Below are 25,875 nucleotides of genomic sequence, written 5' to 3'. Positions count from 1 at the left end.
CCTAAATCACGCGTTCAGCGCTCTCATCCTGGGGCCGCGCGTCCTGATATAAAGCGTGCCGACCACAAGAAGGTTGAGCGCGGCGGCATAGGCTGCGATCGAGTAGGCGAGGGAATAGCCGCCTGTCAGGTCGTAAAGGTAGCCGCCGAGGTAGCCGCCATTCGCATGGCCGAGCCAACCGAACAGCGAGACGATCGCCATCGCCGACGCGCGCCGTGACGGGTGTGTGAGAGAAGCGATCGAGACGAGAACACCCGTCATGACCCCGGCATAGCCGAAGCCATAAAGCGCGGCGTAGACGTAGAATCCGGAGAGGCTTTCCATCCACATGAAGCCGTAGACGAGCAGGCCCATCCAGGCCGTGGCGGTCATGTAGGCGGGGAGCGCGCCGATGATATCGGCCAGCTTGCCGAAGGCGACGCGGCCTGCAATGGCGACCATTAGCATCAGGAAGATGACGCTTCCCGCTTCGTCGGCCGAAAAGCCCTTGTCCTGGCAAAGCGGGACGAGGTGCATCAGGGGTACCGACATGCAGGTGCAGCACAGGAGGATCGCCGCGCACATCGCGGGGATGACAAGCTTTGCCGGCGGGTATGTCCTGTCTTCCGCCGCCCGCGCCGCAGCGCTTCTGGTGGATAATGCCGGCGGCTGCCGGAGAAGCAGGGCCAAAGGAATGAGAACGGCGAGCATGACGGCCCCGGTCACCGCGAGCGCGCCACTGATCCCGAAACTCTTGATGAGGAACGACGAGGCGAATGGCACGCCGCCCTGACCCAGCGCCTGTCCGCCCGAGGCGAGGCCGATTGCGAGGCCGGCGCCGATCGGAAACCAGTTGCCGATCGATGCCATGATCGGCGGGAAGATGGCTGCTGCGCCGAAGAATCCGGCACAGAACATCAGCAGGTAGAACTGCCACAGCGCGGTGGCGAAGGACGCCGCGAGATAACAGATGCCGATCGCGACTGCGCCAAACAACACGACCGGGCGCGTTCCGCGCTTGTCGGCCTGCGGTCCCATGATCAGTCCGCCTGCCGCGAGCCCGATGATTCCCGCCACGTTGATCAGGGCAATATCGCCCCTGTCCCAGCCATAGGCGTCCTCGATCGGCACGATATAGGCCGACATGCCGTTGACGATCGACCCCATTGCGATCGCAAGGATGAGCGCGGATGCGAACACAATAGTCCAGCGATAGGCCGACAGCCCTTCAGTGTCCCGCATCGTCTTGCTCCCCGCCAATGAATCGGAGCGGGAGACTAGCACTTTTCGGGAACGCGCGCCAAACTGTGACTACCTCACGTAATGCTGTTGCCATGGGACAGGTCCGTCCGCTCCAGCGCATTCATTTGTCACAACCGGTCGACTAGGCAGCGGACACCTGCTCAAGAATGGCGACACCCGCATGCCGGCTCGGGGCCACGCCGTATTTCCTCGAATAGTCCCGGCTGAAATGGGTCGGGCTTTCGTAGCCCACGGCGAAGGCCGCTTCGGAAACCGAGCGCTGTCCGGCGAGCAATGTCTTCGCCTCGATCAGGCGGAGATCCTTCTGGTATTGCAATGGCGTCGTTCCGGTCACGGACTTGAAGTGCTCGTGGAAAGACGACGGGCTCATGCCGGCCGTCTTCGCCAGGTCCGGCACGCTGAGTGGCGTCCGGAAATCGCTGCGCACTTTGCGGATGGCCTTGGCGATCCGGCTGGCATGGCTGTCCGCGACGAGGAGGTTTCGCAGCATCCCACCGATCGGCGAGAGCAGGAGGCGATAGTGGATCTCGCGCCGGATGGAAGGACCAAGCACCTTCGCGTCCAGAGGGTTGGCCATCAATTCGAAATACCGGGTCAGCGGCGCTATCCATGCCGGGTCGACCGGACCTGCGGCGAGCGAACGCGCACTGCTGGAGATGGACTCGGGCGCATCGGCGACCTGTTCATAAAGACTCCGCAACAGCCCCGGATCGAGCCGAAGGATAAGCGCGAGATAGGGTTCGTTTTCGCTCGCGCGGGTGATCCGGGACACGACGGGCAATTCATGGCTCACCAGCAAGGCGTCGCCCGGATTGAGTTCGACGGTCTGGTCGCCAATGGATGTCACTTTGCTGCCCTGAAGGATCAGGCACATGACGGGCTCGTAGACCTGGGCTTCGATACTGCTCCTTTCGTGCCGGCGGAGAATGGACATGCCGGGTGGCAGTTCCAGATTTTCCCTCTCACGATCAAGGAGGTAGCGGTTGCTCATCTCGAGGAGGGGCAAGACATTCATGGTTTTCTCCTGAACGCAAAGCTTATCAGGCTTCGCGGTACCGTACATTGGAAAACAGGTCGATCTGGAGGAATTGGCAGGTGTTACGGAGGATGTGGCAGGTGCGGCAGGCCGGGCCGGTGGCGTTAGCTGAGTGCCACAAAGGACGTGGAAGAACTCGCGGCCATGGAGGACGCGATCTGCTGGTGAATCGCCGGCGCCGTCGCACTACATAAAGGCGATGATTACACGACGCAGTTTCACTGCCGGCCTGCTCGCCGGTACCGCCTCCTCCCTCGTGTCGAAGGCGATGGCGCAGGACGACGACATCAAGAGCGCGATCGGGCGTCTCGACCAGTTGCACTCGATCCAGGTCCAGATCGGCGGCGAGCTCTTATTCGCCGCCGCACCGCGCGGACCGGGGCTCGACCGTGTCGCAAACATCAAGTCCTGTTCGAAATCCATCGTTGCTCTGCTCCTCGGGACCGCGCTCACCCGTGGTGAGATCGAAAGCGTCACTGCAACGCTCGGCGAAATTGCGCCGGGTCTCGTGCCCGCGAATGCCACCGAGGGCGTCGAAGAGATCACGGTTGAGGATCTTGTGTCCCTGCGCGCCGGGCTGGAGCGCACCTCCGGGCCGAACTATGGCCGGTGGATCGCCTCGCGAGACTGGATCGCCGACCAGCTGACCCGGCCATTCGTCGCCGAGCCCGGCGGCCGGATGCTTTATTCGACGGGCTCATTTCATGTGCTCGGAGCAGTTCTGGCGGAAGTCACGGGAAAGAGCCTGCTCACGCTCGCGCGCGAACGCCTTGGCGCACCGCTCGGAATCGAGGTGCCGCCATGGACGCGCGATCCGCAGGGATATTATCTCGGCGGAAACGAGATGGCGTTGACGCCTCGCGGCATGTTGAAGATCGCGGTCATGATTCGCGACGGCGGCCGATTCGAAGGCGAGCAGGTCATCGCGCAAGACTGGATTGACGCTTCGCTGCAAGCGCGCGCCGTTTCTCCGTTTTCGGGCATGGGCTACGGCTATGGATGGTTCCTGACCGATAGCGGATATGCGCTGGCACGCGGCTATGGCGGCCAGGTTATCGCGGCGCATCGCGAAAGGGACCTTGCGGTCGCCATCACTTCGGATCCGACACGGCCCGCCCGCTCGGGCGGATATTTCGGGGAAATCATGGCGTTGCTCGACGGGCCGGTGCTGAGAATGGCTTAAAAAGGAATGTCCGGCAGAAGTTTCTTGACCTTCCAGTAACTGGAAGCCCTATCTCGGGATTACCAAGACTGGAAGGTTTGAAAAATGGACCATCGGGACCACGATCATCACGAGCACAAATCCGACGGCAGTTGCTGCGGATCTCACACGGCCGAGGATAAGTCGGAGAGCAAAGCCGTCGAGGGCGAAACCGCAATCGATCCGGTTTGCGGCATGACGGTGAAGCTCAATGCGGGAAAACCCTCGCTGACATACAAGGGCGAGGAGTACCATTTCTGCAATCCGAAGTGCCACGACCGCTTCGAAGCCGACCCGTATTTCTTTCTCTCGGGCAATAACAAGAAGAAGAAAAAGGCCGAGAAGAAGAACGCGCTTTACACGTGCCCGATGGATCCCGAGATCGTTCAGGAGGGGCCGGGAACCTGCCCGATCTGCGGCATGGCGCTGGAGCCGATGAGCGGCGTGTCCGAAGGCCCGAACACGGAACTGATCGATTTCACCCGCCGGCTCTGGGGCAGTGCCGGCGCGGCGATTCCGCTGCTGGTCCTGACCATGGGGCCGATGATCGGCCTGCCGGTGCGTGACTGGATCGGCGAGCAGATCGCCGTCTATCTCGAGTTCATGCTCGCGACCCCGGTCGTGTTATGGGCGGCGCGACCGTTCTTCCATCGCGGCTGGACGTCCATCGTCACGCGCAATTTCAACATGTGGACGCTCATCATGCTGGGCGTGGCGGCAGCCTATACCTATTCCGTCGTAGCGACTTTCGCTCCGGGCCTCTTCCCTGAGACCATGCGCATGGAAGGGGGGCATGTACCGGTCTATTTCGAAGCAGCCGTGGTGATCATCGCGCTCGTCTTTGTCGGACAGGTCCTAGAACTGAGAGCACGTGAGCGCACGGGGGATGCGATCAAGGCGTTGCTCGACCTCGCGCCCAAGACGGCGCGGCGGATCACGCCGGACGGTGAGGAATATGACGCGCCGCTGGAAAACATCATCGAAGGCGACCTCATGCGCGTGCGGCCGGGCGAAAGCGTTCCGGTCGATGCCGTGGTTAAGGAAGGCCGGTCCTCGGTCGATGAGAGCATGATCACCGGTGAGCCGGTCCCAATCGAGAAAGGCGAGGGCGACAAAGTCACTGGCGGTACGCTCAACAAGAACGGCACGCTGGTTGTCGTGGCGGACAAGGTCGGCGAGGACACGATGCTTGCCCATATCGTCGAAATGGTCGCCTCGGCGCAGCGCTCGCGTGCACCCATCCAGGGGCTCGCGGATCGCGTGGCGTCTTGGTTCGTCCCGACGGTTGTGTCGGTCGCGGTCATCGCCTTTCTGGCATGGCTGTTCCTGGGGCCGCAGCCGGCTTTTGTTTTCGCCATCGTTTCCGCGGTCTCGGTGCTGATCATCGCGTGTCCTTGCGCATTGGGCCTCGCGACGCCGATGTCGATCATGACGGCGACCGGACGCGGCGCGCAGGCCGGCGTGCTGGTCAAGGATGCGGAAGCGCTCGAGCGCATGGCGAAGGTGGATACGGTAATCGTCGACAAGACCGGCACTCTGACCGAGGGCAAGCCGAAGCTGACCGACGTCCTGGCGCTCGGGGAACACAACGAGACGGCGATCCTCTCGCTCGCGGCGGCGCTCGAGAAGGGGTCCGAGCATCCGCTCGCCGAGGCAATTATCGCGGGCGCCGAGGAACGCGGCGTCACAGTCGGCTCCGCGACGGATTTCGACGCTGTCACCGGCAAGGGCGTCAAGGGCACTGTTTCAGGCGAGGCTGTCGCGCTCGGCAATGGTGCGATGATGGAGGCCGAGGGTATCGATGCGGACGTCGCGGCGGATGAGGCCGACAGGCTTCGCGGCGAGGGAAAAACCGTCATGCTGGTCGCTGTCGGCGGCAAGGTTGCGGGCATGGTGGCAGTTGCCGATCCGGTCAAGGAGAGCACTGCCGGCGCGATCAGGGCGCTGCACGAAGCGGGCCTGCGGGTCATCATGGCGACAGGCGACAACGAACGCACGGCGAAGGCTGTGGCCGCGCAACTGGGCATCGACGAAGTGCGCGCCGGCGTGCTGCCGGAAGACAAGAAAGCACTGGTCGAGGAGTTGCAGGCCGCGGGCAGGAGTGTCGCCATGGCCGGCGACGGCATCAACGACGCGCCCGCGCTGGCCGCAGCGCATGTCGGCATCGCGATGGGCACCGGCGCCGACGTGGCGATGGAAAGCGCCGGCATCACGCTTCTGAAGGGAGACCTGCAGGGCATCGCCAAGGCGCGGAAACTGGCGCAATCGACGCTTGCCAACATCAAGCAGAACCTGTTCTTCGCCTTTGCCTATAACTCGATCGGCGTGCCGGTGGCGGCAGGCATCCTCTATCCGCTGACCGGGACGCTGTTGTCGCCGATGATCGCGGCGGCCGCGATGAGCCTGTCGTCGGTCTCGGTCATCTCGAACGCGCTTCGGCTGCGGACGTTGAAACTCTAGGGAGAGCCGCATGAACATCGGAACGGCCGCCGATCAGGCAAACCTGCCACCCAAGACCATCCGCTATTACGAGGAAATCGGCCTCGTCACCCCGTCGCGCGCCGAAAACGGCTATCGCGACTACTCGGAAAACGACGTGCACAGGCTGCGTTTCCTGCAAAGGTCGCGCAGCCTTGGCTTCACCATCGACGAGTGTCGGCTGCTGCTCTCGCTCTACGACGACAAGAACCGGGCGAGCGCGGACGTGAAGGCGGTCGCTCTCGAAAAGGTGACGGAGATCGACCGCAAGATCGCCGATTTGCAATCGCTGCGCGACACGCTCGCGACCCTGGCGAAGCATTGCCACGGCGACGGGCGGCCGGACTGCCCGATCATCGACGATCTGGCGGGCGAGGCGGCGAACGCAGCTACTTAGTCGTTCGCGACGATCCAGTCGGCGAGTTTCGCTTTCGCCATGTCGTCGATCAGTTCGGCGAATCCCTTCGCTTGGTGTTCGGCGGTCAGGCGGCCCTTTTCTCCGGTCGCTTGGGCAGCTTCGCCGACCGCGCCGGAGGGATTCACGTCCTGGGCGATCCAGGCGAAGGCGTTCGGGCCGGTGTGGGCGATATGGGTAAACTGCTTCTGTGCGTCTGCGACGCGCGAGGTGAAGTCCTCGGCCTTGTCAATTTGCACCGTATCGGGCGTGAAATGCAGCATCAGCGACGTTTCGACGTCGCCACCATGGATGCCGTATTTCCGCTCGTAATCGCCATAGAGACCTTCCGGCACGCCAAAACGCATCCATGATGTCTTGGCGACCATCATGTCGTGACGCACGCGCAATTCGCGGGCGACGATGCCCATGATTTCCTCGTTGCCGCCATGCGAATTGACGATCACGAGCTTGCGGATGCCGGCGCGGGCAACCGAGGCGCCAAGGTCGCACCAGTGGTCGATGAGCGTGGTCGCCGAAATGGTCAGCGTGCCGGGCGAGCGGATATGTTCGTTGGACTTACCGACCGACTGGATCGGCAGGACCCGCATGTCGATCCCGTCCGGCATCAGCGGAAAGACAGTTTCCAGCATCCCGGCCATGATGGCGTGGTCGGTCGAGACGGGCAGATGCGGGCCATGCTGCTCGGTTGCTGCGATCGGCAACACGGCAATCGCCCCGTCGGGATCGAGGTTCTCGAACTCGCGTGAAGTGAAGTCGCCCCACCAGAAACGTTTCGTCATCATTCCGTCCTCGCCGGTCCGGCGGCAATTGCCTCGATTTCGACGGTGAATTCCTCGCGAGCGAAGCCCGAAACGATCATCAGCGTGGAGGCGGGAGCCGGCTCGGAAAACAATTCGTCGCGCACGGCCATGTAGGGTTTGAGATGGTCTCGTCCGGTGACATAGGCATTGATGCGCACGATATCGGAAAGTCCCAAACCGGCCTCTTTCAGGATCGCTTCGATATTGGAGAAGCAGAGGCGCGCCTGGGCCCCGGTGTCTGCCGGTATGACGTCGTCGGCATCGATGCCGAGCTGGCCGGAACACAGGACCAGCCGCATGCCTTCGGGGATTTCCACGCCGTGGCTGTATTTCGCAAAGGGGGGCCGGATGCCGGCTGGAGTCAGATGGTTGAACACGTTGGTCTCCGGTCAGATTCGCCGCTCATAATGCAAAGCGCACCCGCAAACTCAAGCGTGCTGTTTTTTTAAGCAGGATGCGATAAAACTGGGCTTGTGAAAGGGAGGCTTTGCGGGAAAGAAGCGGAAACTGAACGGTCTGCGCTGTCGCATGGCTGGCATATCACTTGCATCAATTGCCGAGGTTCAAAAAGCGTGGCTAACCGGCTGTGCGTCCAACTAATAGAGGTGTGAACGTGAAACGAGTTCTATTGATCACCACTGCCCTTGCGGCCGTTTTCTCAACCCAGGCCTTCGCCCTGGAAAAGGTCACTTTCGGCACCAATTGGCTCGCCCAAGCGGAACATGGCGGTTACTATCAGGCTGTCGCTGATGGTTCCTACGAGGAATGCGGGCTCGAAGTCGAGATCATGCCCGGCGGACCGCAGGTCTCCGGCCGTCCGCTGATGCTGGCCGGAAAGATCGACTTCTACATGGGCGGCAACATGCTGCAGGCCTTCTCGGCTGTCGAGCAGGACATTCCGCTCAAGGTCGTCGCCGCGCACTTCCAGAAGGAGCCGCAGGTTCTGATGAGCCACCCCGGCGAGGGGCTCGATACCTGGGAAGAGCTGAAGAACGCCGAACAGTTCATCCTCGGCGACGAGGGTTTCCAGACGTTCTATCAGTGGATGGTCAAGGATTTCGGCTTTGATGAGTCGAAGCGCATTCCGTACACGTTCAACCCGGCGCCGTTCATCGCCAACCCGAAGTCTGTTCAGCAGGGCTATATCACCTCCGAGCCCTTCGCGGTGGAGCGTGAAGGCGGGTTCGTGCCGAACCTGTTCCTGCTCGCCGATTTCGGTTTCAGCACCTATTCCACGACGGTCGAGACCATGCAGGCGACGATCGATGAGCGTCCCGAGGTTGTGCAGTGCTTCATCGATGCCTCGTCGAAGGGCTGGTACAACTACCTTTATGGCGACAACGCTGCCGCCAACGAGATGATCAAGAAAGACAATCCGGACATGACCGACGAGCAGATCGCTTTTTCGATCGAGAAACTCAAGGAATATGGCATCGTCGATTCCGGCGATACGGAAGAGATGGGCATCGGCGCGATGACAGCCGAGCGGATCGCCGACTTCTACCAGAAAATGGTCGATTCTGGCGTCATGGATGCGGGCATCGATATCGAGAAGTCCTACACGCTGGAATTCGTGAACAAGGGCGTCGGCCTGGACCTGAAGAAGTAATCTTCGAAAGGCATTTCCGCGTGGACATGCAAACTGCCGACAAGGCAAAAACCGACGGACCGCAGCTTATTCTGCGGTCCGTCGGAAAAGTTTTCGGAAACGATGTCGTCGCCTTGCGCGATGTCGATATGACGATCAACCAGGGCGACTTCCTGAGCCTGCTCGGGCCGTCAGGCTGCGGCAAGTCGACGGCCTTGCGGCTTATCGCCGGGCTGTCGTCGCCGACTTCGGGCGTGCTCGACTGGCGCGGGCCGGCGATGGGAAAGGCCGATATCGGCTTCGTTTTCCAGGAGCCGACGCTGATGCCGTGGGCGTCTGTCTTCGACAATGTCTGGCTGCCGCTGCGCCTGCAGGGTGTTTCGCGTGCCGAGGCGAAGACGCAGGTCGAGGATGTGCTGGCGCAGGTCAATCTGAGCGGTTTCGAGAATGCCGTCCCGCGCGAATTGTCAGGCGGCATGAAGATGCGCGTCTCGATTGCACGCGGTCTGGTGACACGGCCGCGGGTGCTGCTGATGGACGAGCCCTTTGCTGCGCTTGACGAGATTACGCGTTTCCAGCTCAACAGCGACCTGCTGGCTCTTTGGGAGCGTGAGCGCTTTACGGTGATTTTCGTGACCCATTCCGTGTTCGAAAGCGTGTTCCTGTCGAACCGCATCGTCGTCATGGCCGCGCATCCGGGCCGCGTCTTCGGCGAGATGGAGGTGGACGCGCCTTATCCGCGCGACGAGACGTTCCGCACGTCGGAAGACTATGCGCATCTGACCCGCAAGGCCTCGTCGTTGCTGCGTTCGGCGATGGGCATAGAGGGCGAGGGGGGCGACGATCATGTCCTCCACTGAGATGCAGGGCGACGCAGCGGTCATGGTCGACGCCGAGGAAATGCGGCGCGCGCGTCAGCGCAAGATGGAAAAGACCGGCAAATGGCTGTTGCCGATCCTGATCATGTGTGTCGCGATCTTCATGTGGGACCGGATCTGCGTCTGGAACGAGATCCCGCGCTATATCCTGCCGCGGCCGGGCGAGGTGCTGGCAACGCTTATCGAGGATCGCGGCCTGCTGTTCTCCTCGCTGGTGAACACGCTGAAGATCACCTTCCTCTCACTGGCTCTCGCGGTTGCGGGCGGCGTCGGGCTTTCGGTGCTGTTCACCCAGTCGAAATGGGTGGAGATGAGCTTCTTTCCCTTCGCGGTCGTGCTTCAGGTGACGCCGATCGTGGCGATCTTCCCGCTGATCAACATCTATGTCGACAACCAGACCACCAAGCTCCTGCTATGCGCCTGGATCGTCGCCTTTTTCCCGATCCTGTCGAATACCACGCTGGGTTTGAACTCGGTCGATCGGAACCTGCTCGACCTGTTCAAGCTCAATGGCGCAACGCGTTGGCAAACGCTTTGGCATCTGCGGCTGCCGGCATCGATGCCGTATTTTCTCGGCGGGTTGAAGATTGCCGGCGGGCTGGCTCTGATCGGCGCGGTCGTTGCAGAATTCGTTGCCGGTGCATCCGGCCAGTCTTCCGGGCTTGCCAGCCGCATCATCGAGGCCGGTTACCGGCTCAACGCCCCGCGTCTCTTCGCCGCGCTGATCCTGATCTCCTTTACCGGCATTGTGATCTTTCTCGTGCTTACATTCATTTCCAACCGCATCCTGCGCCGTTGGCATGAAAGCGCGCTAACACAGGAGCATTGATGTCTGGTGGGTCGATTGTTCGCACAGGAACGGGATTTTCGCTGCATCGGGTGCATTTGCATGACTCGTGGGTTGATGGAGACGCCAGCCGGCATGACGCGGAAGGCTTCGGGCTTTACGACCTGACGGTCGAGAACGATCGCATCACTAGGATCGTGCCATCGGGGGCGGCGAGCGAAGGGGCGCAAAACGACCTGCGCCGCCGCGTCGTGATGCCGGCCTTCGTCGATTGCCACACCCATCTCGACAAAGGCCATATCTGGCCGCGCCAGCCCAATCCTGACGGGTCCTTTCCCGGCGCACTGGAGGCGGTGGGTGCGGACCGCGCCGCCAATTGGAGCGCCGAGGATATCGAGGCGCGCATGGAGTTCGCGCTGAAATGCGCCTACGCCTACGGCACCAAGGCCATCCGTACCCATCTCGATTCCCTGCCGCCGCAGGAAACAATCTCGTGGCCGGTTTTCGAAGCCATGCGCGAGCGATGGGCGGGGCGCATAGATTTGCAGGCAGCCTGCCTTTTCGGCATCGACACCGGGCGCGACGAAGCGTGGTTCAAGACGCTTGTCGACCGGGTCAGGAATGCCGGCGGCGTGCTCGGCGCGGTGACCTTCATGGTGCCGGACCTGGATGAATTGCTCGACATGGTGTTCCGCGCGGCCATCGAGAATCAACTGCAGCTCGATTTCCATGCCGACGAGACAGATGCTCTCGAAGCCGTATCGCTTCGAAAGATAGCCGAAGCGGCCAAGCGGCATGGATATGAAGACCGCATCCTGATCGGTCATTGCTGCTCGCTGGCGCGCCAGCCCGATGACGAGGTTCTGCGCACGCTGGACGCCGTGGCGGATTGCAACATCTCGGTCGTGTCGCTTCCCATGTGCAACATGTACCTGCAGGACCGGCGCTCCGATGGCACGACACCGCGCTGGCGCGGCGTGACGCTGTTGCACGAGATGAAGGCGCGGGGCATCAATGTCTGCGTTGCCTCCGACAACACCCGCGATCCATTCTACGCCTATGGCGATCTCGACATGGTGGAGGTCTACCGCATGGCGACGCGCACCATTCAGTTCGACCATCCGGTCGCCGACTGGCCGAAGTCGGTATTCGCCAATCCGGCGCGGGCGATGGGGCTGGACGAGAACTACGGCAGACTCGCCGAGGGCGGGCCGGCGGACTTCGTGATCTGTGAAGGTCGCAGTTGGACCGAGGTCCTGTCCCGGCCGGAAAGCGGACGCATCGTGGTGCGTGACGGCGCGGTGATCGACCGGGCGCTGCCGGCCTACGACGAACTTGACCATTTGATGGAGTAGACGATGACTGATTTGCAAGCGTTCAGGGCGGATATCGAGGGCATCAAGGTCGAGGACAACGAGAAGATCGTTCAGCAGAAAAGCCGCGATTTCTACTGGTATTCGCCGGTCCTGAAGGAGCGGCTGGACCATGTGACCGGCGACCTGATCGTATCGCCGAAGACCGAGGGCGAGGTCATTCAGGTTCTCAAGGCCTGTTACAAGCACGGCGTGCCGGTAACGCCGCGCGGCACGGGCACGGGAAATTACGGCCAGGCGATGCCGCTGTCGGGCGGCGTGGTCCTGTCGTTGGCCGACATGGACGAGATCAAGGAGATCGCGCCGGGAAGGGCCGTTGTCGGCCCGGGCGTCATATGCGCCAAGCTGGATGCGGCCGCGCGCGAGCATTCCGGCCAGGAAATGCGCATGCATCCCTCCACAGCGCATACCGCCACTGTCGGCGGTTTCATCGCCGGCGGTTCCGGCGGCATCGGGTCGACGCGCTGGGGCGGGTTGCGCGATTTCGGAAATGTCATCCGGCTGCGCGTGGTGACGATGGAGGAAGAGCCGCGGGTGCTCGAACTCACGGGCGCAGATCTGCACAAGGTCACTCATGCCTATGGCACGAACGGCATTATCACCGAGGTGGAGTTGCCGCTGACCGCCGCCTATGACTGGGTCGATGTGATCGTGGCCTTCGACGATTTCCTGGAGGCTGCGACCTATGCCAATACGCTCGGCCGGCTCGACGGCGTCCTTCTCAAGCTGAATACCGTCGTATCCGCGCCGGCGCCGTTCGATTATTTCAAGCGGCACCGGAAGTTTCTCGAAGAAGGCGACAATGTCGTCATCTGCATGGTCGCGCCGCAGTCGCTCGACGCCTTTCTGGCCTTCACGGCGCGCGAGGGTGGCCGGGTCGCCTTCAACCGCGCCGAACTGGACGAGGAAGAGTTGCGGGGCCTGCCCCTGGCCTATGAACTCGCCTGGAACCACACGACATTGCGCGGGCTGCGCATCGAACCGGCGATCACCTATCTCCAGGTGCTCTATCCGTTCCCGAACCAGCTTGCGCTGGTCGAGAAGCTCCACCGCATGTTCAAGGGCGAGCTCATCGATCACCTGGAGTTCGTGCGGTTCGACGGCGACATCACCTGTTTCGGCCTGCCGATGGTGCGGTTTACCAGCGAAGAGCGGCTGGACGAGATAATAGAGATCTTCAATCGCGAAGGCGCGCCGATCTTCAATCCGCATCGCTATACGCTTGAAGAGGGCGGGATGAAACAGACCGACGAAATCCAGCTTGCATTCAAGCGCGAGGCCGATCCGAAAGGTCTTCTCAATCCGGGCAAGATGATCGCCTGGGAGAACCCGGATTACGACTTCAACACTGGAGAGGTGTGGCTGTTCAAAGGTTTGCAGAAGGCGGGGTAAGTCAATGCGCGTTCTGGTCCTGCATGCGCATCCCGTCGCCGAAAGCTATAACGGGCATCTGCACCGGCGGATCGTAGACCGGCTCACCGCGAGCGGGCACGATGTCGACGACTGCGATCTATACGCCGAAGATTTCGATCCGCGGCTGACGCGCGATGAGCGGCTCAACTACCACGAGATCGGGCCCAATACCGAGTCGGTCAAGGGGTATGTGGAACGGCTGCGCGCGGCCGAGGCGCTGGTGATGAGCTATCCGGTCTGGAATTTCGGCTATCCGGCGATCCTGAAGGGTTTTTTCGACCGCGTTTTCCTGCCGGGCGTGTCGTTCGAAATGAGGGACGGCAAGGCAAGTCCGTGCCTGCACAATATTCGCAAGGTCGGCGTGGTGACGACCTATGGCGGTAACCGGCTGCGTGCCTTCCTCGTTGGAGACCCGCCGCGCAAGGCCGTTAATCGCGTGCTCCGCGTGATCGTCAAGCCGGGCGCGCCGTTCGACTATCTCGCCCATTACGACATGAACCGCTCGACCGACGAGACGCGCACGCGCTTCATCGGTCGCGTGGAAAAGGCGATGGACGCTTTCTGATGCGCATACTGGTTATTTTCTGTCATCCGGTTCCCGAGAGCTTTGGCGCGGCCTTGAAGGACACGGTAATGAAGGCGCTGGCCGAAAGCGGCAACGAGACGCGTCTGATCGATCTCTACGCGGAAGGTTTCAATCCCGTGATGGGATGCGAGGAACGTCGCTGCTACAACGAGATGCAAAAGGACCAGCATCCGGCCCCCGACCATGCCGAGCATCTCGCCTGGGCAGAGGGGCTGGTATTCGTCTATCCGACATGGTGGTACGGTTTGCCGGCGATGCTGAAAGGCTGGCTCGACCGTGTGTGGACACCGGAGATCACCTTCGCCATTTCGCCCGACACCAAGCGCATCACGCCGCTGATGACACACATCCGCAAGCTTGGCGTGGTGACCACCTGCGGTGCGCCGCGCTGGTGGTCCTACGTGGTCGGCCATCCGGGCAAGCGCACGCTGCTGCGCGGCATGCGCGCGCTGTTCGCGAAGCGCTGTAAGACGCTGTTCCTGGCGCATTACCTCATGGATGTCTCGACGCCGCAGTCGCGCCAAAATTTCCTTGAACGCGTCGACCGCCGGATGCGCCGTTTCTAGACAGCGACTTTCGGCAGGGCCAGGGGCACGCCCGGCATTTCCGCTGGATCGTCCGGATAGGACAGGAAGTGGAGTTCGTCGGCCGGAACGCCCTCGATCGAGCGAATCACGCAGGTCGCCAAATCGCGGCCGCCCTGGCGGACATCCTCGTTGATGACGTCGATATCCTTGCGGAACCGCTTGAGGATGTTGGTGTGCTGCTTGGAAACGAGCTGCACATCCCGACCGAGCGAAAGGCCTGCCTGTTCGACGCCGGCAGAAGCGGCGATAGCGGCGCCGCCGCTGCCGCAGACGATGCCATCGGGCCGTCCGGGTCCGCGCATGATTTCGTACACGCCGGCCTGTATCGTATCGAGCGTGTCGTCGACGGTGACCGTGTCGAGCGCGACCTGCTGCATTCCATTCTCGCGGAGGCCGGTGGCAAAGCCAGTCTTCATGTGGCGCGCATAGGTTAGATTGTCCGGCGGCCCGATCAGAGTCGCACGCTTGACACCCCGCTCCGCCAGCATGTTGGCGGCGTCATGGCCAAAGCGCTCATTGTCGAAGTCATGCCAGGGGTGATCGATGCCCATGTCCGTGCGGCCATGGGTGGCGAACGGCATGCCGTGCTCGGAAAGATAGCGCACGCGTCGGTCCTGCATTTCGATGCGCGACAGGATGACGCCGTCGGCGGAGCCCGTCTCGACGATGTAGCGCATTGGCTCCATGGAATCGTTTTCCAGGGAGTAGGGCGTTACGACGAGATGGTAAGGCGTGCCGCGCAGCACGTCGGAAATGCCGAGAACCATCTGGGATGTCAGCCCCATGACCTCTTCCTGGGTGTTGAGAACGAGGCTGATCACGTTCGTCTTGCCGGTTCTCAGGCGCACGCCCGCGCGGTTCGGACGGTAGCCGATCTGCTTGGCCACCAGCCGCACCCGTTTCTTGGCCTCCTCACCGATATCCGGCGCATCCTTGAGCGCGCGCGAAACGGTGGTGATCGAGTAACCGGTCATGAATGCGATGGACTTCAGTGTCGGCGGGCCGGACGCGGGGTCCGCCGCTTCGCTCTGTTTCCCTTTTGTTTTTAGCGCCATTCCGGTTCCGCCCCTTAGACTCGGGGGGACTATAGGCCTGTCGGCAGTGTGGTTTCAACAAACATGCGTCGGTTGACACAAACGTTAAAGTTTGCTGCAGCGCAAAAAGAGATATTGCGTTGCCGAAGGCGGGTGTCCTCCTCAGGTTTGCCCTCGAGTTCATTGACAAAGATCCATGTATTCCGGGTTTTCGCGATCATTTTCGTATTTTTTTGATGCTCGAATAAAATTTTGCAGACCCTGTTGCGCGGGAAAAATCCTTGCCATACAGTTCCACTGCAACGTTACAGTTCGCAGGGAGGAAAACATGCGTCTTCGTTCAACAATTGCGGCGTTGGCCGTGTCGGCGGTTTTGCCGGCCGCCACCGCTCACGCAACAGATCTTGAGGTCATGCACTGGTGGACCAGTGGCGGCGAAGCAGCTGCCGTTGGGGAGTTTGCCAAGGCTTTCGATGCGACCGGCAACAAATGGGTCGATGCCGCCTTCGCCGGCCCGGGAGAGCAGGCCCGCGCCATCATGGTCAGTCGCATCACCGGCGGCGATCCGATGGGCGCTTTCCAGTTCAACCACGGACGTCAGGCGGAGGATCTGATCGAGGCCGGTCTGCTGCGCGATCTGACCGATATCGCCGAAGCCGAAGGCTGGAAGGAAAAGGTCAATCCGCCGTCGCTGCTCGACGGCTGCACCGTTGATGGACGCATCTACTGCACCCCCGTCAATATCCACTCCTGGCAGTGGCTGTGGCTTTCTCACAAAGCCTATGAGGACGCCGGCGTTCCGGTCCCGACCAATTGGGATGAGTTCGTCGCCGCCGCTCCGGCTCTCAGGGAGAAGGGTATTCTTCCGATGGCTGTGGGTCAGCAAAGCTGGCAGCAGAGCGGTCTTTTCAACGTTCTCATGTCGTCTCTCGTTCCCGTCGAGATCTTCAACAAGGTCTATGGCGACAAGGACGCCGAAGTCGCGGCTGGTCCTGAGGTTGCCCGCGTGTTCAAGGCTGCTGCCGATGCGCGCGAAATGTCGGAGGGCTCGACCGTCCAGTCCTGGAACGAGGCGACCAACCTCGTGATCACCGGCAAGGCCGGCGGTCAGATCATGGGTGACTGGGCACAGGGCGAATTTTCCGTCGCCGATCAGAAGGCGGGCACCGAGTATTCTTGCCTTCCCGGTCTGGGCGTGACTGAAGTTCTCGGCACGGGCGGTGACGCGTTCTACTTCCCGGTCCTGGACGACGAGGAGAAATCGGCGGCGCAGGCCGAACTCGCAGCGCTTCTTCTGAAGCCTGACGTGCAGGTTGCCTTCAACCTGAAGAAGGGCTCGCTGCCGGTTCGTGGCGACATCGATATGTCGACCGCCAATGATTGCATGCAGAAGGGCCTGAAACTGCTGTCCGAAAACAAGCTGGTGCCGGATACCAACCAGCTGCTCACGCCGGACACGACGTCGCAGATCAACGATCTGTTCGCGGAGTTCTTCGCCGACGCATCGATCACGCCGGAAGACGCGCAGGAGCGTTTCGCCGAAATTATCGCCAGCGCTGACTGATCCGCTCAGACACGTATCGTGCCGACCTGCCGCAATGGCGGGCCGGCATCCAGCCGGCCAATAAGAACGCACGGGGAATGCGCATGGCTTCGGGACGCCCGAACCAGCTTTTTCGCAACAAGACGGCGAAGATCGCAGCGATTCCGATGATCCTGACCGCGATGGTGGTCTTCATCGGAGGGACAGGCTGGACGGTCGTCTATTCGTTCACGAAATCCAAGCTGCTGCCAAAGCTGGAATGGGTCGGCCTCGACCAGTATGAACGGCTCTGGAACACCAATCGCTGGATCGTCTCGATCGAGAATCTGGCGGTCTACGGCCTCTCGATGCTGGTCCTCAGTTTCGTTATCGGCTTCCTTCTGGCTGCCCTGATGGACCAGAAGATTCGGTTCGAGAACACGTTCCGGACCATCATGCTCTATCCCTTCGCGCTGTCCTTTATCGTGACGGGTCTGGTTTGGCAGTGGCTGCTCAATCCCGAATTCGGCATTCAGGGGATCGTGCGCGATCTCGGCTGGGAAAACTTTGCTTTCGACCCGCTCTACAATGCTGATCTCGCGATCTTCGGCGTCATGCTCGCCGCGCTATGGCAGGGCTCGGGGCTCGTGATGGTGCTGATGCTCGCCGGGCTTCGCGGCATTGACGAGGAAATCTGGAAGGCGGCGCGGATCGACGGCATTCCGACATGGAAGACCTATCTGTTCATTATCATCCCGATGTTGCGGCCTGTCTTCATTACGGCGCTGGTGCTGATCACCAGTGGTATCATCCGGGTCTACGACCTCGTGGTCGCGCAAACCAGCGGCGGCCCCGGGCTGGCGACCGAAATGCCCGCCAAATACGTCTACGACTACATGTTCCGCGCCCAGAATCTCGGCCAGGCCTTCGCCGCATCGACGATGATGCTGCTCGCGGTCCTGGTTGTGGTCGTGCCGTGGGCCATGATGGAATTCGGGGGCCGGAAAAATGACTGATATCGCCACCGCTACGGCCGCCGCGTCGATCGGCTTGCCCGAGGAAACCCGTACCGACGACGGTCCGCGCGGTCCGCGGCCGGTGCGCGCGCTCTCGCGCCGCAACATCATGCTCTACGGCACGCTGATCGTCGTATCGATCTACTATCTGCTGCCGCTTTACGTGATGGTGGTCACCTCGCTGAAGGGCATGCCCGAGATCCGCGTCGGCAATGTCTTTTCGCCGCCGCTGGAGATCACTTTCCAGCCTTGGGTCAAGGCGTGGGGCGAGGCCTGTACGGGGCTGAATTGCGACGGGCTGAGCAGGGGATTCTGGAACTCCGTCCGGATCACCATTCCTTCCGTGATTGTATCGATCGCGATCGCCTCCGTTAACGGCTACGGCCTCGCCAATTGGCGCTTCAAGGGCGACAATTTCTTCTTCACGATCCTGATCTTCGGCGCGTTCATCCCCTATCAGGTGATGCTCTATCCGGTCGTGATCATTCTGCGGGAAATCGGCCTCTACGGGTCGCTGACGGGTCTGGTGATCGTGCACTCGGTGTTCGGGATGCCTATCCTGACGCTGCTGTTCCGGAACTACTTCACCTCGCTGCCCGAGGAATTGTTCAAGGCTGCTCGCGTCGACGGCGCCGGCTATTGGGGCATCTATTTCCGGATCATGCTGCCGATGAGCCTGCCGATCTTCGTTGTCGCGATGATCATCCAGGTCACCGGCATCTGGAACGACTTCCTCTTTGGCACGGTCTACACCAAGCCGGACTTCTGGCCGATGACCGTTCAGCTCAACAACATCGTCAACTCGGTGCAGGGGGTGAAGGAGTACAACGTCAACATGGCGGCGACGCTGCTGACCGGCCTCGTTCCTCTCGTCATCTATTTCGTGTCCGGCAAGCTGTTCGTCCGCGGTATCGCCGCCGGCGCCGTGAAAGGTTGATTGCAATGCATAGCGTATCCATCCGCGATGTAAGCCTGAATTTCGGGGCTGTCCGCGTCCTGGAGAAACTCAATCTCGATGTCGGCGAAGGCGAATTCCTCGTCCTTCTGGGGCCGTCGGGCTGCGGGAAATCGACCTTGCTCAACTGCATCGCCGGCCTGTTGGACGTGTCCGATGGGCAGATCTTCATCAATGGGAAGAACGTGACGTGGGAGCAGCCGAAGGACCGGGGCATCGGCATGGTGTTCCAGTCCTACGCGCTTTATCCGCAAATGACGGTCGAGGGCAATCTGAGCTTCGGGTTGAAGAACCAGGGCGTTCCGCGCGCCGAAATTCGCGAACGCGTCGATCGCGCGGCGAAGATGCTGCAGATCGAACCCTATCTTCAGCGCAAGCCCGCACATCTTTCGGGGGGGCAGCGCCAGCGCGTGGCCATTGGCCGCGCGCTGGTGCGGGAAGCCGGCGTTTTCCTTTTCGACGAACCGCTCTCCAATCTCGATGCCAAGCTTCGGTCTGAACTGCGCGTCGAGCTCAAGCGGCTGCACCAGAAGCTCGCCCACAACACGATGATCTACGTCACGCACGACCAGATCGAGGCGCTGACGCTTGCAGACCGCATCGCCGTGATGAAGGGCGGCGTCATCCAGCAACTCGCCGACCCGCATACGATCTACAATCGGCCGAGCAATCTCTATGTCGCCGGCTTCATCGGTTCGCCCTCGATGAGTTTCCTCGACGGCGATATCGTCGCCAAAGGCGACGGGCACGTCTTCCGGATCGGAGAAAACGAAATTCCGCTGGACGGCTATGTGGCTGACAACGCGATCAGGCCTGAGGCCGAGGCGGTGTTCGGTGTCCGCCCGGAACACGTGGAAATCGTGCCAGAGGACCAGGAGTCCGCGTCGGCGATATATCCCGGGACTGTTGATCTGGACGAACCGATGGGTGCCGACAGCCTGGTCTGGATCACCTTTGCCGGGCAGACGCTTTCGGCGCGCGTCGATTCTTCACGCCGCTTTTCGCCCGGCGAGAAAGTTCGCCTCGGCTTCAACCTGTCGCTGGCCTCGATCTTCGACAAGCAAACCGAAAACCGCATGTAGGACGCGCTGCCGTCATGAATGCACATGTGACACCTGTCGCACCGCCGCGTCCGGCGGTGGTATCGCCGGATTTATCGGGCCTTTGGGCGCTGTCCAATGACGGTCACGCCCGCTCCATGTCCGAGGCGGCGGCGGACAGCCTGAAGGACAGCGAGTTCATCGGCTGTCGCATAGGTGTCGAGGCGCATTGCGAGGATGCCGTATGGCGTCTAAAACTCCGTGCGGAAAAGCCCGCCTTCTTCGTTTCGATCGAGGCGGACATCCCGGGCCGTTTCTCCGACAACGCCTTCACGCTTTTCCCCGGACACGAAGCAGAGATCGCCTTCACGCCCGAGTTCGCCGGCGCAAAACCGGCTTTCACCGTCCGCGATCTCCACTCTGCAACATGTGGTCCATCATGAAACGCTCGGTCATCAACGACATCATCCGCGAAAGCGACGCCTTCATCCGTTCCTTCGGCTATGTCATGCCGCCTTTTGCATACTGGTCGCCCGACGAACTGAAAGCACGCGTGGCGAGCGACAGCGCCCGCATCCGCGATCATTGCATGGGATGGGACATCACGGATTACGGTCAGGGCCGGTTCGAGGAACTGGGTCTGTTCCTGTTCACGGTTCGCAACGGCAACAACGCGAATGTCGATGCGGGCCGGGGCATGCTCTATGCCGAGAAGATCATGATCTCCGGCGAGAACCAGATCTCGCCGATGCATCGTCACAATCTCAAGACCGAGGACATCATCAACAAGGGCGGCGGAACGCTTGTCCTCGAATTGTTCAAGGCGAACCCGGACGGGTCTATCAGCGACAGCGACGCGGTGCGGGTGTTCACCGACGGGACGATTCGCAGCCTGCCGGCAGGCGGGTTGCTCAAACTGGCGCCGGGCGAGAGCGTGACGCTGGAGCCGGACACCTGGCATGCCTTCTGGGGCGAGGGCGGCAAGGTGCTCATCGGCGAGGTCTCCAACGTCAATGACGACCGGACCGACAATATTTTCCGCGAGCCGATCGGCCGGTTCTCCACTGTCGAGGAGGACGCCGATCCGCTCCATCTCCTCGTTTCCGATTACGACCACTGGCTCAGTTGAGCCTATTCCAGGGATGTTGCGATGACCGAGTTTTCCTACCAGCTCTACAGCTCCAGAAATTTTCCGCCGCTTTCCGAGACCCTCGGAATGCTGGGCCGGCTCGGTTACAAGCAGGTTGAGGGGTATGGCGCGTTGTTCGCGGACAGAGATGCGCTCGACGACCTGAAGGCGGGTCTCGCGGCGAGCGGGCTGTCCATGCCGACCGGGCATTTCGGCCTCGACATGATACGCGACGAACCTCAACGCGTGCTGGATATCGCCGGGGCGCTCGGCATACAGGGTGTTTTCGCGCCATTCATCGCGCCGGACCAGCGCCCGGCGGATGCGGCCGGCTGGCGTGCGCTGGGCGAAGAGCTATCCGCGGCCGCCGCGCCGTTTCGCGATGCCGGACTGACCTTCGGCTGGCACAATCATGATTTCGAGTTCGCGGCGACCGGGACCGGCGAGATGCCGCTTGACCTGATCCTCGCGGGCGATCCGGACCTTGCGCTGGAACTGGATGTCGCCTGGGTGGTGCGGGGCGGGCAGGATCCGCTCGCATGGATCGATAAATATGCCGGGCGCATCGCCGCGGTCCATGTCAAGGACATCGCGCCGCAGGGCGAATGCACCGACGAGGACGGCTGGGCCGATGTCGGCCATGGCGTCATGGACTGGCCGGCGATCATGGCCGCGCTGCGCGAGACGGGCGCTCGCTGGTTCGTCATGGAGCACGACAATCCGAGCGATCACGAGCGTTTCGCGCGTCGCTCGATTGAAACCGCCCGTACCCTTTGAGGAAATCTCTCATGAACAAGCTTCGTGTCGGCATCATCGGATGCGGCAATATCTCGACGTCCTATCTGCGCCTTGCTCCGCTGTTCAAGGCGCTGGAAATCCGCGCCGTGGCGGATCTCAATATCGGGGCCGCGAAGGCGCGTGCCGACGAGTACGGCGTCATCGCGATGGATGTCGCCGAACTTCTCGCCTCAAAGGAGATCGACGTCGTCGTCAACCTGACCATCCCGGATGCGCATTTCACGGTGACGAAGTCGATCCTCGATGCGGGCAAGCACGCTTATTCCGAGAAGCCGCTGGTTCTCTCGCTGGAAGAGGGCAAAGCCCTGCGAACGCTGGCCGACGAGAAGGGCCTGCGGGTCGGGTCTGCGCCTGACACCTTCCTTGGCGGCGCGCATCAGCTGGCGCGGGCGCGTATCGATGAAGGGCTGATCGGCGAGGTCGTTGCGGGTACATGCCATGTCATGTCGCATGGCATGGAACACTGGCATCCGAACCCCGATTTCTTCTTCATGCCGGGTGCCGGTCCGGTGCTCGATATCGGGCCCTACTACATCACAAACCTGATTCAGCTGATCGGTCCGGTGAAACGGGTGGGCGCGCTGACTTCTTCGGCGACGCCGACGCGCACGATCCTCTCCAACCCGCGCAAGGGCGAGGAAATCCCGGTCGGGACACCGACCAACATCCATGCGCTTCTGGAGTTCGAAAACGGAGCGACGATCACACTGTCGGCGAGTTGGGACGTGTGGGCGCACCGCCATGCGAATATGGAACTCTACGGCCTCGAAGGCTCGCTTTTCGTGCCCGATCCGAATTTCTTCGGCGGCGTGGTCGAACATGCCGGTCGTGACGGGAAGATCGCGCCGCTGGAAGCCTGGGAACATCCGTTCGGCGTTGCAAATGAAGAGCATCCCGGCGGCGCCCGGGCGAACTACCGGACGGCCGGTCTCGCTGACATGGCGCAGGCGATCGTCGATGGCCGTGCGCATCGCTGTTCGCTCGACCTTGCCATCCATGCGGTCGATGTGATGACTTCGATCCTCAAATCGGGTGAGACCGGCGGTTTCGTCGAGATGACGACCACATGCGCGCGTCCGGAAGCCTTGTCGCCGGATGATGCCCGAAAACTGATGGGTTGATGCCCGCGTGGCGTGGCCAAGCGGGCGCGCCTGTCAAACGCCAACAGGATTCCAGGGAAACGCCATGACCTATGTGCCCGCCGAAAACCGCTACGAGACAATGGTTTACCGCCGCTGCGGGAATTCCGGCCTGAAGCTGCCGGCGATCTCGCTCGGCCTGTGGCACAATTTTGGCCACGACACACCGCACGATACAAAGCGCGCCATCGTCCAGACCGCCTTCGATCACGGCATCACCCATTTCGATCTCGCCAACAATTACGGTCCTCCCGCCGGCAGCGCCGAGGAGGCGATGGGCGAGTTGCTGAAGACCGATCTACGGGGCTATCGCGACGAACTGATCATCTCGTCGAAGGCCGGCTACATGATGTGGCCGGGGCCGTATGGCGAATGGGGTAGCCGGAAATACCTAATCGCCTCCTGCGACCAGTCTCTGAAGCGGATGGGGCTCGACTATGTCGACATCTTCTATTCGCACCGCTTCGATCCGGATACGCCGCTTGAGGAAACCATGGGCGCGCTCGACCAGATCGTCCGGTCCGGCAAGGCGCTCTATGCCGGGATATCCTCCTACAATTCCGAGCGGACGCGCGAAGCGGTCGCGATTCTCGAGGAGCTGGGCACGCCCTGCGTGATCCACCAGCCGTCCTACAACATGCTCAACCGCTGGGTGGAGCGAGACGGTCTGAAGGATACGCTGCAGGAACTGGGTATCGGATCGATCGCCTTCACGCCGCTTGCCCAGGGCATGCTGACGAACAAGTACCTGAAAGGTATCCCTGAAGACAGCCGGGCCGCGCAAGGCAAGTCGCTGAAGACCGAGTTTCTCAACGAGCAGGCACTTCACCATATCCGAAAGCTCGACGAGATCGCCGGGCGGCGTGGCCAGACGCTGGCGCAGATGGCGCTGGCCTGGGTGTTGCGCGACGGCGGCATCACCACGGCTCTGATCGGCGCATCGCGGCCGGGCCAGGTGATCGATTGCGTCGGCGCGGTCTCCAACCTGGAGTTTTCGGCGGAAGAACTCGCGGAGATCGACAAATATGCCGATGAGGAAAACATCAATCTCTGGGCGCAATCCGCAGAGCAGCAGAAAGGTGCAGCAGAGCGATGATCCGCAACCCGATCCTGCCCGGTTTCAATCCGGATCCGTCGATCTGCCGCGTTGGTGAGGATTACTTCATCGCGACCTCCACATTCGAGTGGTATCCCGGTGTTCAGATTCATCACTCGCGCGATCTCGTGAACTGGACGCTTGTCTCGCGCCCGCTCGCCCGCAAAGGGCTGCTCGATATGCGCGGCAATCCCGATAGCTGCGGCATCTGGGCGCCGTGCCTGTCGCATGCCGATGGCCGCTTCTGGCTCGTCTATACCGACGTCAAGCGCTATGACGGCAATTTCAAGGATGCGCCGAACTACATCACCACCTGCGAGACCATTGACGGCGATTGGTCCGACCCCTGGTACGTCAACAATTCCGGCTTCGACCCGTCACTTTATCATGACGACGACGGCCGCAAGTATTTCATGAACATGCAGTGGAACTATCGCGGTCCCGGAACTGGCGGAAATCCCGAGAATTCAAGCTTCGACGGAATTCTCCTGCAGGAGTGGTCGCCGGAAAAGGGGCTCTTCGGCCCGGTGAAAAACGTCTATCTCGGGACGTCACGCGGGCTGACCGAGGCGCCGCACATCTTCAAGCGCAATGGCTGGTATTACCTGACCACCGCGGAGGGGGGCACAGTCTACGACCATGCCGTGACGATGGCGCGTTCGCGCTCCATCTGGGGGCCGTACGAGGACCATCCGAACAAGTATCTCATGTGCGCGGCGGATGCGCCGGATCATCCGATCCAGAAGACCGGGCATGGTCAGTATGTCGAGACGCATGACGGGCAATTCTACCACACGTTCCTGATGGGTCGGCCCATTCCGGGGCCGGACGGGACGGGCCGCTTCTGTCCGCTCGGACGCGAGACCGGTATCGAGCGTGTCGCATGGGGCGAGGACGACTGGCTCTATCTGGAAGGCGGCGGCATGCTTGTGCGGACGGAACTGCCGGGTCTCGCCGATGTCGAGCCGAACCCGCCTGTCGCCTATCACACCGATTTCACGGGCGGTCAGTTGCCGCCGGAATTTCAATGGCTGCGGTCGCCGGATACGGAAAAGCTTTACCGGATCAACAATGGCTCGCTCAGCCTGTTCGGTCGCGAGAGCATGGGCAGCTGGTTCGAGCAGTCGCTCGTCGCGCGGCGGCAAGAGCATTTCGTCTATACCGCCGAGACTGAAGTCGAGTTCGAGCCGACGACCTATCAGCAGGCGGCGGGGCTCACGACCTATTACAACCGCTTCAAGTTTCACATGCTTCTGGTCACCGACGAGCCGGGGCAGGGGCGGTCGCTTTCGGTCGTCTCATGCCTGGGCGATTTTCCGGACGGAGCGCTGACCTATGCTCTCGACAAGCCTCTTCCCTGTCCGGACGGTCCGATCGGGATGAAGGTCGAGGTCGATCACGCTTTGCAGCAGTTCTTCTGGAAGCAGCCGGGCGGCGAGTGGCAGCCGATCGGGCCAAAGCTCAATGCTGCGATTATCTCCGATGAGGGCGGGCGCGGCGGCCACGGGTCTTTCACCGGCGCATTCGTCGGCATGTTCGCGATGGACATGACCGGGCAGGGCAAGGAAGCGCGGTTCTCGCATTTCTCCTATGTGCCGGAAGGCGCGTCCTGACAGGAAGTCAGCTTCGGAAACAAGGGTTTGCCGGTGCAACCTGCCGGATTGATTCAAGGCGAAGCGGCGTCTGGTTCCAGGTAAAGGGTGCGGTGCAGCAACGAATCCCGGTTGACGCACGTGGAGCTGTATCGCATTTTCCCGAG

General features: G+C 61.6%; 25 protein-coding genes. 20 read left to right on the top strand and 5 right to left on the bottom strand.

What is annotated here, in order from left to right; translation table 11 throughout:
* Positions 1 to 6: 6 nt before the first annotated feature.
* Together LC343_RS01175 and LC343_RS01170 are read right to left on the bottom strand one after the other, a co-directional pair.
* Positions 7 to 1,221, bottom strand: a complete 1,215-nt coding sequence (locus LC343_RS01175) for an MFS transporter (RefSeq protein ID WP_223475256.1) — start codon at positions 1,219 to 1,221, stop codon at positions 7 to 9.
* A 142-nt stretch (positions 1,222 to 1,363) separates the two neighbouring features.
* Positions 1,364 to 2,257, bottom strand: coding sequence for an AraC family transcriptional regulator (locus tag LC343_RS01170; RefSeq protein WP_223475255.1), 894 nt, complete (start codon positions 2,255 to 2,257; stop codon positions 1,364 to 1,366).
* 220 nt (positions 2,258 to 2,477) lie between these two features.
* Between LC343_RS01170 and LC343_RS01165 the strand changes: the two genes are divergently transcribed.
* From LC343_RS01165 to cueR, 3 genes are all read left to right on the top strand, one after another.
* Positions 2,478 to 3,461 carry a serine hydrolase domain-containing protein gene (locus tag LC343_RS01165; protein ID WP_223475254.1) on the top strand — a complete coding sequence of 328 codons (984 nt, stop codon included), beginning with the start codon at positions 2,478 to 2,480 and terminating at the stop codon, positions 3,459 to 3,461.
* Between the two features lie 84 nt (positions 3,462 to 3,545).
* Complete coding sequence (locus LC343_RS01160) at positions 3,546 to 5,939, top strand: heavy metal translocating P-type ATPase (protein ID WP_223475253.1); 2,394 nt, start codon at positions 3,546 to 3,548, stop codon at positions 5,937 to 5,939.
* 10 nt (positions 5,940 to 5,949) lie between these two features.
* Positions 5,950 to 6,354, top strand: a complete 405-nt coding sequence (gene cueR, locus LC343_RS01155) for a Cu(I)-responsive transcriptional regulator (protein WP_223475252.1) — start codon at positions 5,950 to 5,952, stop codon at positions 6,352 to 6,354.
* On the opposite strand, the gene LC343_RS01150 is transcribed toward cueR, so the two are convergent.
* Together LC343_RS01150 and LC343_RS01145 are read right to left on the bottom strand one after the other, a co-directional pair.
* Complete coding sequence (locus LC343_RS01150; protein ID WP_223476086.1) at positions 6,351 to 7,154, bottom strand: creatininase family protein; 804 nt, start codon at positions 7,152 to 7,154, stop codon at positions 6,351 to 6,353. The genes cueR and LC343_RS01150 overlap by 4 nt on opposite strands.
* Positions 7,154 to 7,552 (bottom strand): RidA family protein, encoded by a 399-nt coding sequence (locus LC343_RS01145; RefSeq protein ID WP_223475251.1) that lies wholly within the window; start codon positions 7,550 to 7,552, stop codon positions 7,154 to 7,156. Before LC343_RS01145 ends, LC343_RS01150 begins: the two co-directional genes overlap by 1 nt.
* A gap of 251 nt (positions 7,553 to 7,803) precedes the next feature.
* On the opposite strand from LC343_RS01145, the gene LC343_RS01140 reads away from it, so the two are divergent.
* From LC343_RS01140 to LC343_RS01110, 7 genes are read left to right on the top strand one after another with little or no spacing between them, the layout of a single operon-like run.
* Complete coding sequence (locus tag LC343_RS01140) at positions 7,804 to 8,784, top strand: ABC transporter substrate-binding protein (protein ID WP_223475250.1); 981 nt, start codon at positions 7,804 to 7,806, stop codon at positions 8,782 to 8,784.
* Positions 8,785 to 8,810: 26 nt separating this feature from the next.
* A complete protein-coding gene (locus LC343_RS01135) occupies positions 8,811 to 9,623 on the top strand; it encodes an ABC transporter ATP-binding protein (protein WP_223476085.1) in 813 nt (270 codons plus the stop codon).
* Complete coding sequence (locus tag LC343_RS01130; protein WP_223475249.1) at positions 9,610 to 10,470, top strand: ABC transporter permease; 861 nt, start codon at positions 9,610 to 9,612, stop codon at positions 10,468 to 10,470. The genes LC343_RS01135 and LC343_RS01130 overlap by 14 nt, the downstream gene beginning before the upstream one ends.
* Positions 10,470 to 11,783 carry a cytosine deaminase gene (locus tag LC343_RS01125; protein WP_223475248.1) on the top strand — a complete coding sequence of 438 codons (1,314 nt, stop codon included), beginning with the start codon at positions 10,470 to 10,472 and terminating at the stop codon, positions 11,781 to 11,783. The genes LC343_RS01130 and LC343_RS01125 overlap by 1 nt, the downstream gene beginning before the upstream one ends.
* Before the next feature lie 3 nt (positions 11,784 to 11,786).
* Positions 11,787 to 13,193: an FAD-binding oxidoreductase gene (locus tag LC343_RS01120; RefSeq protein WP_223475247.1), complete on the top strand. Its 1,407-nt coding sequence runs from the start codon at positions 11,787 to 11,789 to the stop codon at positions 13,191 to 13,193.
* A 4-nt stretch (positions 13,194 to 13,197) separates the two neighbouring features.
* Positions 13,198 to 13,779: an NAD(P)H-dependent oxidoreductase gene (locus tag LC343_RS01115; RefSeq protein WP_223475246.1), complete on the top strand. Its 582-nt coding sequence runs from the start codon at positions 13,198 to 13,200 to the stop codon at positions 13,777 to 13,779.
* Positions 13,779 to 14,366: an NAD(P)H-dependent oxidoreductase gene (locus LC343_RS01110; RefSeq protein WP_223475245.1), complete on the top strand. Its 588-nt coding sequence runs from the start codon at positions 13,779 to 13,781 to the stop codon at positions 14,364 to 14,366. The genes LC343_RS01115 and LC343_RS01110 overlap by 1 nt, the downstream gene beginning before the upstream one ends.
* On the opposite strand, the gene LC343_RS01105 is transcribed toward LC343_RS01110, so the two are convergent.
* Positions 14,363 to 15,442, bottom strand: a complete 1,080-nt coding sequence (locus LC343_RS01105; protein ID WP_223475244.1) for a LacI family DNA-binding transcriptional regulator — start codon at positions 15,440 to 15,442, stop codon at positions 14,363 to 14,365. The two genes, LC343_RS01110 and LC343_RS01105, sit on opposite strands and share 4 nt — an antisense overlap.
* A 307-nt stretch (positions 15,443 to 15,749) precedes the next feature.
* On the opposite strand from LC343_RS01105, the gene LC343_RS01100 reads away from it, so the two are divergent.
* The 10 genes from LC343_RS01100 (at position 15,750) to LC343_RS01055 (ending at position 25,729) form a co-directional block, all read left to right on the top strand.
* On the top strand, positions 15,750 to 16,985 hold the full coding sequence (locus LC343_RS01100; protein WP_223475243.1) for an ABC transporter substrate-binding protein: 1,236 nt from the start codon (positions 15,750 to 15,752) through the stop codon (positions 16,983 to 16,985).
* A gap of 83 nt (positions 16,986 to 17,068) precedes the next feature.
* Positions 17,069 to 17,959 (top strand): carbohydrate ABC transporter permease, encoded by an 891-nt coding sequence (locus LC343_RS01095; protein WP_223475242.1) that lies wholly within the window; start codon positions 17,069 to 17,071, stop codon positions 17,957 to 17,959.
* A gap of 109 nt (positions 17,960 to 18,068) precedes the next feature.
* Complete coding sequence (locus LC343_RS01090) at positions 18,069 to 18,896, top strand: carbohydrate ABC transporter permease (protein ID WP_428982503.1); 828 nt, start codon at positions 18,069 to 18,071, stop codon at positions 18,894 to 18,896.
* Between the two features lie 5 nt (positions 18,897 to 18,901).
* Positions 18,902 to 19,996, top strand: coding sequence for an ABC transporter ATP-binding protein (locus tag LC343_RS01085; protein WP_223475240.1), 1,095 nt, complete (start codon positions 18,902 to 18,904; stop codon positions 19,994 to 19,996).
* Between the two features lie 14 nt (positions 19,997 to 20,010).
* Positions 20,011 to 20,397 carry a glycoside hydrolase family 2 protein gene (locus LC343_RS01080; protein WP_223475239.1) on the top strand — a complete coding sequence of 129 codons (387 nt, stop codon included), beginning with the start codon at positions 20,011 to 20,013 and terminating at the stop codon, positions 20,395 to 20,397.
* Positions 20,394 to 21,083: a D-lyxose/D-mannose family sugar isomerase gene (locus LC343_RS01075; protein WP_223475238.1), complete on the top strand. Its 690-nt coding sequence runs from the start codon at positions 20,394 to 20,396 to the stop codon at positions 21,081 to 21,083. The genes LC343_RS01080 and LC343_RS01075 overlap by 4 nt, the downstream gene beginning before the upstream one ends.
* A gap of 21 nt (positions 21,084 to 21,104) precedes the next feature.
* Positions 21,105 to 21,860: a sugar phosphate isomerase/epimerase family protein gene (locus tag LC343_RS01070; RefSeq protein ID WP_223475237.1), complete on the top strand. Its 756-nt coding sequence runs from the start codon at positions 21,105 to 21,107 to the stop codon at positions 21,858 to 21,860.
* Between the two features lie 11 nt (positions 21,861 to 21,871).
* Positions 21,872 to 23,002: a Gfo/Idh/MocA family protein gene (locus LC343_RS01065; protein WP_223475236.1), complete on the top strand. Its 1,131-nt coding sequence runs from the start codon at positions 21,872 to 21,874 to the stop codon at positions 23,000 to 23,002.
* Positions 23,003 to 23,066: 64 nt separating this feature from the next.
* The gene (gene mgrA, locus LC343_RS01060) at positions 23,067 to 24,116 is read left to right on the top strand and encodes an L-glyceraldehyde 3-phosphate reductase (protein ID WP_223475235.1); all 1,050 of its coding nucleotides are present in this window, start codon (positions 23,067 to 23,069) and stop codon (positions 24,114 to 24,116) included.
* A complete protein-coding gene (locus tag LC343_RS01055) occupies positions 24,113 to 25,729 on the top strand; it encodes a glycoside hydrolase family 43 protein (RefSeq protein WP_223475234.1) in 1,617 nt (538 codons plus the stop codon). The genes mgrA and LC343_RS01055 overlap by 4 nt, the downstream gene beginning before the upstream one ends.
* Positions 25,730 to 25,875: the final 146 nt, after the last annotated feature.

Origin of the sequence: Oricola indica, from assembly GCF_019966595.1 — a bacterium.
Taxonomy (GTDB): domain Bacteria; phylum Pseudomonadota; class Alphaproteobacteria; order Rhizobiales; family Rhizobiaceae; genus Oricola; species Oricola indica.
Note: the sequence above shows the minus strand (reverse complement) of the source record. Positions and strands in the feature narration are given on the sequence as shown.